Source organism: Phreatobacter sp. (genome assembly GCF_022843985.1).
Lineage (GTDB): Bacteria > Pseudomonadota > Alphaproteobacteria > Rhizobiales > Phreatobacteraceae > Phreatobacter.
This window is the reverse complement of sequence record NZ_JALHMP010000018.1, coordinates 1-12,741: the sequence shown is the minus strand read 5'-3', so window position 1 is coordinate 12,741 and position 12,741 is coordinate 1. Positions and strand designations below refer to the sequence as shown.

The window sequence follows — 12,741 nt, the reverse complement described above, 5'->3', positions numbered from 1 at the left end:
TGAACAGCGCCACCCATCACCTGCCATCATGACGTGACTGTGACGGCCGTCAAAGAGGGCTTGCGCCGCCTCGGCTCAGATCAGGGTCGGCTGCATGATGCGGTCGAGAACCTGCGCCGCCAGGGGCCGTGTCAGCCGGCGCCCGGTTTCCAGCGCCTCGCGATCGAGCGCGGCGACGAGGCGGCGGGCGGCATCGAGCGATCGCTCCATCCGGCGGGCGAGATATTCCACCACCTCGGCCTCGACCACGAGCTGGCGATCAGCGAAGAGCTTCACCAGCACGGCCCGCAGCAGCCCGTCCTCCGGCTCCGCAAGGGCAACAGCCGGCAGGGCCCGCAGCCGTGAGGCGAGGTCCTTCAGGCCAACGCCCCAGGACACCGGCGCCTCGCGGGCTGTCATCAGGACGAAGGCATCCTCCTCCCGCGCGCTGTTCAGGAGATGAAACAGGGCAACCTCCGAGGTTCTCGGTCCCGCGTCCTCGAGCAGCAGGGCGCCGGTCGCCAGCGCATCGCCCGGAGCGGTTCCCGCGAGATCCCGGGCCGCGAGGCGCCTCGCACCCGCCAGATCCGCCCAGATGGCGCCGAGATGGCTCTTGCCCGCACCAGGGGGGCCAACCAGGGCCATGACCCGGGCCGGCCAGTCCGGCCAAGAGTCGACGAGTTCGAGCGCCGTCACGTTGCAGGGTGCGGCGAGGAAATCGTCCCGCGACAGGCTTTCTGGCAGGGCGAGGTCCAGCGCCATCTGGCGCGGCCCTGCCCGGGGTGCTGTGGCAACCATCTCAATTCTCCGGCCGGACCGGACCCTCATGCGTCCGCAGCCGCGCCACGCCTGTAAAGAGCGGGCTGGCGAGGTACTGCCGGATGGCGAACCGCGTCAAGACACCGACCGAGGCGGCCAGCGGTACCGCCAGCATCAGGCCGGCAAACCCGAACAGAGCACCGAAGGAAAACAGCGCGAACATCAGCCAGACCGGGTGGAGGCCGACGGATTCGCCGACAAGATTGGGATAGAGGACGTAGGACTCGAAAAAGATTCCGATGGCAAAGATCGACAATATGACCAGGACCATGGTCCAGTCGGGCCAGAACTGGACGATGGCGACGCCGACCGCGAGCGTCAGGCCGATGATCGACCCGACATAGGGGATGAAACTGAGGAAACCGGTTCCCAGCCCGATCAGCAGGCCGAAATTGAGCCCCGCCCCGGTCAGGGCCATGCCATAATAGATCATCAGGATGAGACAGACCGTCGCCTGTCCGCGCACGAAACCGGCCATGGCGACATTCATCTCGCGCATCAGGCCGAGGATGGTCTCGCGATGCTGCAACGGCAGCCAGGAATCGACCTTGTCCATCATGCGCGGCCAATCCTTCAGCAGGTAGAAGGCAACCACGGGCGTGATAATAAACAGGCTAAAAATGTAAATGAATGTTGCCCCGCCCGTCCACAGGCTCTGCTGGACGAAGCCGGCGATCCAGCCGGTCGACTGGGTGACGAGATCGGCGACACTGCGCGACACATCCGGCAACTGGTCACCGAGAAGGTGCTGCAGCCATTCGCGGTTCTGTTCGGTGGCCAGCGCCTGGAGCTGGACGACATAGCTGGGCAGCCGCGCCACGAAAGACGTCAGCTGGTTGGCGAGGATCGGAACGATCACCACCGTCAGGATGATGAAGATAACGACGAAGGTGCCGATGACAGCCAGTGCTCCGACCGCACGCGGAACCCTGATCGCGGCCAGCCGGCTGACCATAGGATCGAGGAAATAGGCCAAAGCCAGCCCCGCGACGAAGGGCAGAAGAATGCCGCGCAGCACATAGAGTGACAGCGCCAGCACGGCGAGCCCGCCGATCCAGAAGCCGACCTGTCTCTGCAACGTCAAGGGCGACACCTTTCCCGGTCGATACGGAGCAATGGCCGCCGTCCCGGCACCGTCGCAAGGCAGGCGCCGGCTTTCAAGCGGCGATTCGCCCCACTGGCCACCACGACCGGGCTCAATTGGACATATGGCGCGTCCAGCTGACCAGGTAGGCGGCGGCGGACGCGAGGGTGAGGATCGCTACGGCCCACATGCACAGGAAAATCGCCCCGTCGAGGTTGATCTCCAGCCCCTTGGCCGCCAGGACCAGGGCGGCGAAGACGATCTGCGCCACCGTATTGGCCTTGGAGACCATCAGCGGCTGGATGGCCAGCGGCCTCTCCATCAGGGTCGACAGCACCACGGCACCGACGATCATGATGTCGCGCGACACGACGAGGATCGCGACCCAGGGCGGGATGAAGCCGAAGATCGCCAGCGACACATAGATCGAGACGATCAGAGTCTTGTCGGCGAGTGGATCCAGATAGGCGCCGAGTTCGGTCTGCTGATCGAAATGCTTGGCGATATAGCCGTCCACCGCATCGGTGATCCCGGCGATGACGAAGGCCGCCAGGGCGAGCGCCATTTGCCCCTGCGAGATGGCCCATACCACAACCGGCACCAGCAGGATGCGCAGCAGGGTCAGGAGGTTGGGAATGTTCACTGTTGCGCAGTCGCGATGGCCCCGGGACGGAGACATTAATGTGCCGGCCGGAGGCTGCCAAGCCAGAGACGGGGATAAGCCCGGTCAGGCGTCGGACGACTCACGCAGCCTCGGCGCGCCGGATGAAGCTCTGGATCCGGCCGATGGAGGCGGCGTCGGTCAGCAGCGGTGCATGGCCCTGGCCGGAAACCGTCAGCACGTCGAGATCGGGCCGCTTGTCGGCCATGGCCCCGACGGTCGCCGCGCTGAGGATGTCGGAGTTCTCGCCGCGGATGACCATGACTGGCACCCCCGCCAGACCGTCGAATTGGGGCCACAGTGTCGGCATGGGCTGATCGAAACTGACGCTGTCCAGGGTCTTGGTGAGCGCCGGATCGAAGGCGGCCACGAGCCGGCCCTCCCGCTCCAGCCAGATGCTGCCCGCCTGGCCGCGCCAGTCGGCATCGGTGAGAACCGGAAAGCGTGACTGGCCGATGCTTTTCAGCAGTGCCACCGCCTCGTCCCAGGTCGCCGGCGCCGGCAACCGCCCGAGATAACTCTTGATCCGTGCCAGCCCCGCACCCTCGATCACCGGTCCGATATCATTGAGGATCGCGCCGGCGAGCAGCGAGGGCCTCACCGCGCTCGTCATCATGGTGAGGAGCCCGCCGCGCGATGTGCCGAGAAAGACCGCACGGGCAACGCCGAGGACGGTCGTCACCGTCAGCATGTCGTCGAGTTCCACCGGCAGGGCATAGTTCCGCCAGTCGGCGTCCGAGTCCGATAGACCCCGCCCCCGATAGTCGAGGGCGATCACCTGGCGCTCGGGCGCAAGCGCGCGCGCGAGCACGTCGAAATCCCCGGAATTGCGCGACAGCCCGGCCAGGCAAAGCAACGGCAACCGACCGGCAACCGGGTGCCCGTAGAGACGGGCGTGGAGCCTCAACCCGTCGCTCGCCGTGACGAAACGGCTCTCGAAGGTGCCCTCGCCCGGCTCCGCCATCATGGTTTCTTCGGATCGACGGCGATGCGGATCGAGAGTTCGCGCAGCTGCTTCGGGCTCGCCTCGTTGGGCGCCCCCATCAAGAGATCCTCGGCGCGCTGGTTCATCGGGAACAGCGAGATCTCGCGCAGGTTCTGCGTGCCGCAGATCAGCATGACGATGCGGTCGACGCCCGCCGCCATGCCGCCATGGGGCGGCGCGCCGTAGTGGAAGGCGCGATACATGCCGCCGAACCGCTCGATCACCGTCGCCTCGTCATAGCCGGCGAGTTCGAAGGCCTTCACCATGGCCTCCGGGCGATGGTTGCGGATACCGCCCGAGGCGATCTCGTAGCCGTTGCAGGTGATGTCGTACTGGAACGCCTTGATCGAGAGCGGCTCCTGCGTCTTCAGGGCCTCAAGACCGCCCTGCGGCATGGAGAAGGGGTTGTGCGAGAAATCGACCTTCTTCTCGTCCTCGTTCCACTCGTAGAAGGGGAAATCGACGATCCAGGCGAGCTCGAACCGGTCCTTGTCGATAAGGTTGAGCTCCTCGCCGACCCTGGTGCGGGCCATGCCGGCGAACTTCACGAACTTCTCGGGATCGCCGGCGACGAAGAAGGCGGCATCGCCCTCCTTGAGGCCGAGCTGCTCGCGGATCGCCGCAGTGCGCTCCGGGCCGATATTGTTGGCGAGCGGGCCGGCGCCCTCGCCCCCCTCGCGCCACATGATATAGCCGAGGCCGGGCTGGCCCTCGCCCTGCGCCCAGGCATTCATGCGATCGCAGAAGGCGCGGGACCCGCCGATCGGGCCAGGGATCGCCCAGACCTGGTTCTTCGGATCCTCCAGCATGCGGGCAAAGACCTTGAAGCCCGAGCCGCGGAAATGCTCGGAGACATCCTGCATGACGAGGGGATTGCGCAGATCCGGCTTGTCGGAGCCGTATTTGCGCATGGATTCGGCGTAGGGGATGCGCGGGAAGCGCTGCGTCACCGGCTTGCCCCCGGCAAAATCCTCGAAGACCCCGCGGATCACCGGTTCCACCGCCGCGAAGACGTCCTCCTGCTCGACGAAACTCATTTCCAGGTCGAGCTGGTAGAATTCGCCCGGCAGGCGGTCGGCGCGCGGGTCCTCGTCGCGGAAACAGGGCGCGATCTGGAAATAGCGGTCGAAGCCGCTCATCATGATGAGCTGCTTGTACTGCTGCGGGGCCTGCGGCAGGGCGTAGAACTTGCCGGGATGGATGCGGCTCGGCACGAGGAAGTCGCGCGCGCCCTCGGGGCTCGACGCGGTGAGGATCGGCGTCTGGAATTCGAAGAAGCCCTGCCCCTTCATGCGGCGGCGGATCGAATCCACCACCTCGCCGCGCGTCATGATGTTCTTGTGCAGCTTCTCACGCCGCAGGTCGAGGAAGCGGTACTTCAACCGCGTCTCTTCCGGATAGTCCTGCTCGCCGAAGACCTGCAGCGGCAGTTCGTCCGCCTTGCCGAGCACCTCGAGTTCGGTGATGAAGACCTCGACATCGCCGGTGCCGATCTTCGGGTTCTTCAGCCCCTCGTCGCGCGCCTTGACGCGGCCGTCGATGCGGATGACCCATTCGGCGCGGCAGGCCTCCAGCGCCTTGAAGGCGGGCGAATCCGGATCGGCCAGGCACTGGGTGATGCCATAATGGTCGCGCAGGTCGACGAAGAGAATGCCGCCGTGATCGCGGATGCGGTGGCACCAGCCGGACAGGCGGACGGTCTCGCCCACATGGGCCGAACGCAGCTCGCCGCAGGTTTTCGAGCGATAGCGGTGCATATTAGCCTCGGAGGTCTCGCAGACGGCGCGGAGGGCGCGGCCCAAAAATTCGAACGTCGCGTCCCTTTAGCGGATGGATGCGCTCGCTTCAAACGGAAGCCGCGCAATTGCAAGCGTCGGAGGGAACGGCGAAATTCCGCCGCACCCGGCGCCGCCACCGCCACATCAGCGTGGGATGATCTCGATGCGGCGGTTGCGCGCCTTGTTGGCCGGCGAATCGTTCGCCACGAGCGGCCGGCTCGCCCCGTGCCCCTCGGAGAGCAGGCGGCTCGCCTCAACCCCCTGGCGGACCAGAAGAGCCACCACGGCTTGCGCACGGCGGTGGCTGAGATCGACGTTCTGCGCGGGATTGCCATCGGAATCGGTATGGCCCTCCACCGAGAAGCGCACGGTCGGACATTGCGCCATCAGCGCCGCGATACGCCGCAGACGGGCCTGGCTCTCGGGGCGCATCACCTCGCGGCCGAACTGGAACACGATTCCGCCGGCCGCCATTTCCTGGGCGATCTGTCCGGTACAGGCCGCCGGTGACGGCGTGGCCACCGGGGCCGCGACCACCGGCACCGCAGACGCCGGTGCGGCGATGGCCGGTGCGGTGATCCCATGGGCAACGGTGAAGCCGAACGGCGCCGACCCCTCGATGGCGGCCCTCGCGGCCAAGGCGGCCGTCGGCGACGCGACCTGTCCCGTCACGCTCAGGTGCGAATCCTGCAGCGTCGCCCGGCCGCGCTCGAGCAGGACCAGTTTGCCCATGGCGGCGACGGCCGCCGCGACGAAGCCCTGCGGCGCCCCGGCCGCCAGTTCCTGTGCCTCGGTCACAGCCAGCGGCGCGAAAAGGGCTTCGGCAGCGGCGCGGATCTCGGCCCGCGCCGCCGCGGTCGGCACATAGCCCTGCAGGCGCACGCCCTCGGGCTGTTTCTCGGCGAACCAACCATAGGGCGCAATGACGGGGGCGCTGATGGTGGCGCCGGCCAGCGTCAGACCGGCCGGCAGGGACGCCGCGCGCAAGGCGAGATGGACAGCAACGAAACCCGCCCTGTCAGCGGCCTGCCCCTCCATCGTCAGCGTCCGATCGGCGATGGACGCCGTCCCCGTCGCCAGGCGCGTCATCTGCGTCAGGGCGAAACGTGACGCTGCCAGCTGGTCGAAGGCGTCGGGCGCACCCGCCGCGACAACCAGACGGTCGGTGACGGGCCCCAGCCCGAGCGACCCTGCGAAGGCGACGAGGGCCGCCTTCCCCTCCGCTGAGGCGATGGCGCCTGACAGCACCAGCCCCTCCCCGCTGCGGGCCACGGACAACAGGAAGGGGCGAACCAGCGGCGGCGACAGCGCCTGACGCTGCAGCCTGAAACCCTCCGGAAGGGCGGCAAGCGCGGCGCTGACGGCCGCCTGCCCGGCAAGCCCGTCGGGCCGACCCTCGACATGGATGGCTGTGCCCGACAGCAGGACCGCGCCAGGCTTGAGCCGGGCGGCGAGCCCTGCCGCGAAAGCGGCGGCCGGCGCGAAACCCGCCGGCGCCCCCTCCGCCACTGCCGTCATGTCGATGACGGACGTGTCGGCGGCCGCGGCCCGGATGGCGGCGAGCACCGCCTCGCGCACCGCTTCGCTCGGCACGGAACCGCCGAGGGCGACGAGATCACCCTCCCGCACCAGGGAGAGCTGATAGGGTTCGGCGACGGTCTGGGCGCGAGTGGCACCGGATCCGTAGAAAAGGAACAAAGCGGCCAGGAATGCCAGGCCGAAGACGGGGCGGCGGGCCCGACTCATGATGTCATCCCCGCGGATCGTCACCATCCCCATCTCCCCTTGCCGTCCAGGCCTTGCTGCCGGTGCCAGCACCGGCGAATCCCGGATGCAGACTAGCGTCTCGCATGCAGCCGGGCCATGCGCCGCGCAAGGGAGGCCGACAGGCGGATTCACCCAGTCCGCTTGAGGATTTCACCACAACTACATGGCATATTTGATATATCGTCTCGCGTAACGCGGCGCGCGAAACTGGCCATGACGCCCTGGAACGACGCTGGCCTGCCCGGACGCGGCGGGGTCCAGGACCACCGCCCATCCCAGAAAGACATCGCCGCTTTGGCCGCGGCTCCCGGTGGGAGGCTGGTTCATGGCGACCACCCGGCGCAAAAAAGAACCCCGGCGGTTGCCCGCCGGGGTCTTTTGGACTGGAACCGGTCTGAGACCGGACCCGATCAGAAGTTGCGCTGGACGCGGAACATGCCCGACCAGGCGTTGGCATTGCCGATGGTCGTGCCGTTGGCGACGCCACCGTTGAGGTTGTTGCGCGAGGTGAGGTTCGAATAGACGACCTCAACACCGAGGTCGAGGTTACGAACCGGCGACCAGATGGTGTTCACGCCAACCTGCCAGAACCGGAAGTCGGTCAGGTTGTTGGCGAGAGCAGCGGCACCGCCCGGGGCGTCGACGTTGACGTACTTGCCCCAGATGGCGGAGCGGAGAGCCGGGGTCCAGAAGTGGCGGAAACCACCGTGGATGGACCAGGCCTTCGACTTCACGATGCCGGTGCCGGCGGCGTTCGACACGCCATCAGCGTAGGTGGAGGTCAGGAGACCAACGCCAACCGTCTGACGGGTCTGAACCAGACCGTCCGAGTTATCGTTCGTGAAGGCATAGGCGAGAGCGCCGTCCGTGTAGGCCGCCTGCAACCAGAGCACGTCGCCGCGGGCGAGCATGTCGAGGTTCAGACGGACGCCACCGCCGACGGCCCAGCCGGTCGAGGAGCGGCCGATGCCACCGATGGTCGAGCGGACCTCGTGGAAGGCAGCCATGACCTGAGCGGAGCCCCAGCCCTGATCGACGCGGAGGTTACCGACGACGTCCGGGATGCCGTTGCCGTTGTAGATGACGCCGTTGGCAGCGATCGGAGCGGTAAACGTCTGAATGCCACCGACGACGCTGGTGGTCGTCAGAGCACCGATGCGGCGGAACTGCGGATCCTCAACCGAAACCGTGGCCGAGAAGCCCGAACCGAACGACGCCGTGTAGGCGATGAGGTTCGACGAGTTGCGCGACGGGTCCATGGCGGCGCCCGACGAAGCAACGAACTGGACGTCGCCCTGGTAGAAGTTGAAGAACGAGGCCGAGTTGCCGAACGTGAAGCCAGCGAACTGGATGAACGCGCGGGACATGTAGGCGGCCGAGGCCTGTCCAGTGATACCAGCGCCGGTGGCGACGTTAAAGGGCAGGACGTTGTTGGCCGGGCCGCGCTGGACGAAGAACTCGCCATAGGCGCGGAGGAGGCCGAACTCGGTGTTCGAGCGGGCGTCGAAGTTCAGCAGCAGGCGGGTACGGGTCGTGTAGGCATTGTTGCCCGGCGCGAACGTCTGCGTCAGGTAGGCATCCATGCGGACGTAGCCGCCGATGCGAAGGCAGGTGTCGGTGCCCGGGATGAAGAAGAAGCCCGCGCCGTAGGTGTCGCAGATGCGAACGTACTCGGCGGGAGCAGCCTTGCCCGGGAGATCCGCTGCCTGAGCGCCGGTGAGGGCAACGAAGCCCGCCGCAGCGCCGAGAAGAAGGCTCTTAACCGTCTTCATTGTGTAGACCTCCAAATGTTTCTCCTGAGGGAGCCTGGTTCCGCGCCTTTGACGGCTTTGGTTCCGATATTCCCCGTGTGGCCGCCTTTTCTGCTGTCGTGGCGATCTGCCGTTCGACCCCAGGAAGGGCGGTGCGACCGGGGTGCCCCCCTTCGTCGCAAGGTCACCATTACCGATGCCCCCGCGCCGATCAATCGAAAGAACGGCTCCAGACGGGTCCCGGGCCGGCTTTGGGGGGAACTGTTGCAGGAAGGACACGCGCCTCTTAACCACAACAGTGCCGTGGCAATTGATGACAAGTTTATGAAAAAAAACGGAATTCCACCAGTCACCGCGGCGTGAGGGCGTTAATGGCCCCGCCCGCTGCTACGGGCGTGTCGGGCCCGCCGGGCCATGGCGCAGCGACTCCTGCCCCGGAAGGCCGGTTTCAGGCGGAATGCCACAGATCCGGTCTCTCGGCGGCCTGTTTCCCCCGGATATGGCTGCGAATCGGCACCATGACCCCGATCCAGTCCCAGGCCCCCTGCGACTCGGCGCAAAGGGGCCCGAATGGGGATTCGCCCCTCGCGCGGCCAGAGTCGGGGTGCTGCGAAGAGCCTTCTTCTCGGCGCTGCGGCGGGCTTCGTTGCCCTCACCGGCGCTCAGGCAGCGGATCTCCCGGGCAAGGCTGCTCCCGCCGAGTACGTGCGCATCTGCGACACCTACGGCGCGGGCTTCTTCTTCATCCCGGGCACCGACACCTGCCTTCGCATCGGCGGCTATGTCCGCGCCGACTTCTACGTTGCGCAAGCTTTTGGCGGCGCAACGAACGTCTACTCGACCCGTTCCCGCGTGCTGCTGAACTTCGACGCCCGCTCGAACACCGAGTACGGCCTCCTCCGCGCCTACGGTGAGTTCTTCATCCAGCGCGGCCCGGCAAATGCTGCGCTGCCGTTTACTCTCGGCAACACCGGCCAGGGCGCCACGGTTCAGGCCTCGGCCGCCTACATGTCCCGCGCGTTCATCCAGTTCGCTGGCTTCACGTTCGGTAACTCGGCCTCGTTCTTCAACTTCTACCAGGGCGATGTTCAGTTTGTCGGTGGTGGCGGTGCAGCGCTTGATGCGTCGCGTCAATCCTCAAACCTCATCGCCTACACGGCGTCGTTCGGTTCGGGCTTCTCGGCCACGGTCTCGATCGAGGATCCGCAGTTCCGCCGTATCGGTTCCTTGCCGACTTTCGCGGCAGCGACCGGTACGTTTACCGCTGCAGCGGCGGCGAATGGCGTCATCTACAATGGCAACAGCCTTCCGGATGTGGTCGCAAACCTCCGCGTCGATCAGGGGTGGGGTTCCGCCCAGATTATGGCGGCCTATCATGAGGTTCGGACCAACACTAACGCTCTCGTCCCGGCTGCTAGCGCCTCTGCGGCCGGTTGGGCTGTCGGTGGTGGCGTCCGTCTGAACCTCGACATGCTTGCCCGTGGCGACGTGCTGTGGTTGCAGGCAGCCTATGCCGACGGCGCTCTCGCCTACGTCTTTACGAACGATAACTCGGACGGAATTTCCCAGACCCGTCAGACCCAGGCTGTTGGCATTTTGACGGCGACATACGCCGACGGAGCGCTTAACGCGGCTGGTACGGGTATCCGCAAGTCGACGGCTTGGGGTGTGTTCGGCGGCTTCCGGCACTTTTGGACCCCGGCGTTGCGCAGCGCTCTCTGGGGCCGTTACGTGGCGATCGACAGCCCGTCGGTTAACACTCAGGGTGCCAGCCTGAACGACATCCGTTATTGGGCCGTTGGCGCCAACACGGTCTGGTCGCCGGTGCGTAACCTCGACCTCGGTGTTGAGATTGTGTACCAGAGCCTTTCCTCGCGCACCAATGCGGGCGGCTTCGTTGCGCCGGCTGTGTCCGGCGCGCGGACGACCGGTTCTGCCTCGGCTTGGTCGGGCATGCTGCGCGTCCAGCGCAACTTCTGATCGGGTCCGGTCTCAGACCGGTTCCAGTCTCAAAGACCCCGGCGGGCAACCGCCGGGGTTCTTTGCGTTTCGGACCTTGAGAACAGAGGCGTCCCCCTCCCCGCGTCAGACCGGCGGGCGGATTTTCTCCAAAGCCTCGGCCATCATCACCATGGAGACGGACCCGTAGCGGCGCGACGTCGTCGCCTGCGCATGACCGACAATGGCATCGGTGATCTTCTCCGGCACCGCCGCGGCGAAGGCCTGCTCCTTGAACCAGTGCCGCCAGGCATGATTGGGGTCGATTTTCGCGTCACGGCCGATGCCGAGATCCAGCCCATGGAGCCAGTCGGTCAGGCGGCGCAACGTGCTGCGCCCCGGATGATAGACCGGCGGCCCGGTTTCGGCGGCGATCATCGGCTGCAACCCGTTGCCCACGAGGGGCTTTTCGATGAACAGCCGCTCCCTGTCGGTCTTGTCGACGAAGGAGAGGAAGCCCCGCGCCAGAATGGCGGAATGGATCGGCACCAGCCGCTCCGAGGCGGCGGTCTTGATCGGCCCCGCCTGGCGGCTGATCCTGAGACACCAGATGCCCTCGACCTCGACCACATCCTGCTTGCGCAGATTGGCGATGGCCGCAACACGGCTGCCGGTCAGCGCCGTCAGCCACGGAATCCAGCGGCGCGCCGCGACAGTCTCGCGGTCAGCCGCGGCCAGAATGCCGCGCGCCTGAACCGGCGAAAAGGCCTTCATCGCCTGCGTCGCCGCCAGCCGTTCCGGCTTGAAGCGGATGCCGGTCGTCGGATTGCCCGTCACGACCTCGTTTTCCACCGCGAACTGGAACAGCGCGCGGAGCGCCGCGAAGTCGGAATGGCGGGCCGTTCGCAGCCGTCGCCCCGTGGCGATGAGATGGTCGCGATAGGCCCGGATGTCATGGGCGGTAACGTCCTGCGGCCGGTCGTGGCCGAGAAAAACCACGAAGCGCTGGATGAGAACGCGCCAGTAGGGCGGCGTTGTCGGCGCGCCGCCCGTCTGCACATGCTGGAGGGCCCAGGCCTCGAACAGCTCCGCGAAGGTCAGCGTCTGCGGATCGGCTGCGCAAGACGGGGAGGCCCCTCTCGGAGCAATGGAACCGCTACCGGCCAGCACAGTCCCGCATAGATCAGATCGCGGAGCCAATTGGACATCAGGCGCGACAATCAAATCAGCATGAGCTGATTTCTCCAATTCAAGCAGCCGCGCCATCACCTGGTCTGCAACCGCTGTGACAGCGCTGCGCGCGTCTGCGAATGAATTACTCGCCAGTGGAAGAGAAATTTCATCATCAACATCAACACAAAACCGAAAACAGTCGTAGACAACATCGACCGAGAAATTTTTATACTTATTGATAACCGGCGACGGCAGCGGCAGCGCGAAAAACACACGCCCCTCCCGATCAATGCGGATATCAAGACTGCGATACATTGATAGTTTTCCTAGTTCCTCTAGGGAAGACATCAGTAAGACAACAAGATCGATGCTTATTCAAGAGCGGCATCGAAACCTTTCAAGCGAAAGGGTATTCAAGCACCGGACATCCATGTATTGATTGAATACTTCAGCGTTTATAGATTGATTATACCCCCTCCGCGCACCACGATCAACAGAAAGCGCACGCGACAGCGAAAAAAACGCAACTATACCATGACAATATAGGTATTTCTTCTTGCAGTCGCCTATGCCGAATACGTCGCGCCCTTCAGGGGCCTGCTGCTGCCCAACGCGGTCGGAGCGGCGCCACCATTGCGCGATTAAGCTGAAGTAAAGTTCAATAGTGGCAGCATTTTACCGCCATCGCTAGGCCGTAGACTCATTACCGCGTAGCCAAATGCGGACAGATGCGAGCTTCACGGCGGCGAGGAAGTTTTCCGCCGTCTTATCGAAGCGGGTGGCGATACGGCGGAACTGCTTGATCT

9 protein-coding genes and 1 pseudogene are annotated in these 12,741 nt (G+C 65.6%); 1 reads left to right on the top strand and 9 read right to left on the bottom strand.

Annotated elements, in window-relative coordinates; all coding sequences use genetic code 11:
- Nucleotides 1-75: 75 nt before the first annotated feature.
- The 7 genes from Q0C57_RS13360 to Q0C57_RS13330 all read right to left on the bottom strand — a co-directional run bounded on the left by Q0C57_RS13360 (nucleotide 76) and on the right by Q0C57_RS13330 (nucleotide 8,845).
- On the bottom strand, nucleotides 76-777 hold the full coding sequence (locus Q0C57_RS13360) for a DnaA/Hda family protein (protein WP_296576928.1): 702 nt from the start codon (nucleotides 775-777) through the stop codon (nucleotides 76-78).
- Between the two features lies 1 nt (nucleotide 778).
- A complete protein-coding gene (locus tag Q0C57_RS13355) occupies nucleotides 779-1,882 on the bottom strand; it encodes an AI-2E family transporter (protein ID WP_296576927.1) in 1,104 nt (367 codons plus the stop codon).
- A 112-nt stretch (nucleotides 1,883-1,994) separates the two neighbouring features.
- A complete protein-coding gene (locus Q0C57_RS13350; protein WP_296576926.1) occupies nucleotides 1,995-2,525 on the bottom strand; it encodes a CDP-alcohol phosphatidyltransferase family protein in 531 nt (176 codons plus the stop codon).
- A gap of 100 nt (nucleotides 2,526-2,625) precedes the next feature.
- Nucleotides 2,626-3,510 carry an alpha/beta hydrolase gene (locus Q0C57_RS13345; RefSeq protein ID WP_296576925.1) on the bottom strand — a complete coding sequence of 295 codons (885 nt, stop codon included), beginning with the start codon at nucleotides 3,508-3,510 and terminating at the stop codon, nucleotides 2,626-2,628.
- Nucleotides 3,507-5,285, bottom strand: coding sequence for an aspartate--tRNA ligase (gene aspS / locus Q0C57_RS13340; protein WP_296576924.1), 1,779 nt, complete (start codon nucleotides 5,283-5,285; stop codon nucleotides 3,507-3,509). Before aspS ends, Q0C57_RS13345 begins: the two co-directional genes overlap by 4 nt.
- A gap of 165 nt (nucleotides 5,286-5,450) precedes the next feature.
- Nucleotides 5,451-7,052 carry an OmpA family protein gene (locus tag Q0C57_RS13335; RefSeq protein ID WP_296576923.1) on the bottom strand — a complete coding sequence of 534 codons (1,602 nt, stop codon included), beginning with the start codon at nucleotides 7,050-7,052 and terminating at the stop codon, nucleotides 5,451-5,453.
- A 431-nt stretch (nucleotides 7,053-7,483) separates the two neighbouring features.
- Complete coding sequence (locus tag Q0C57_RS13330) at nucleotides 7,484-8,845, bottom strand: porin (RefSeq protein ID WP_296576922.1); 1,362 nt, start codon at nucleotides 8,843-8,845, stop codon at nucleotides 7,484-7,486.
- 549 nt (nucleotides 8,846-9,394) lie between these two features.
- Here Q0C57_RS13330 and Q0C57_RS13325 point away from each other — a divergent pair.
- On the top strand, nucleotides 9,395-10,804 hold the full coding sequence (locus Q0C57_RS13325; protein ID WP_296576921.1) for a porin: 1,410 nt from the start codon (nucleotides 9,395-9,397) through the stop codon (nucleotides 10,802-10,804).
- Nucleotides 10,805-10,909: 105 nt separating this feature from the next.
- Here the strand turns inward: Q0C57_RS13325 and Q0C57_RS13320 are convergent, their stop codons facing one another.
- Both Q0C57_RS13320 and Q0C57_RS13315 read right to left on the bottom strand, forming a co-directional pair.
- On the bottom strand, nucleotides 10,910-12,250 hold the full coding sequence (locus Q0C57_RS13320; RefSeq protein WP_296576920.1) for a phage integrase N-terminal SAM-like domain-containing protein: 1,341 nt from the start codon (nucleotides 12,248-12,250) through the stop codon (nucleotides 10,910-10,912).
- Between the two features lie 372 nt (nucleotides 12,251-12,622).
- A pseudogene (locus Q0C57_RS13315) lies at nucleotides 12,623-12,741 on the bottom strand (IS5/IS1182 family transposase); the annotation flags it as partial.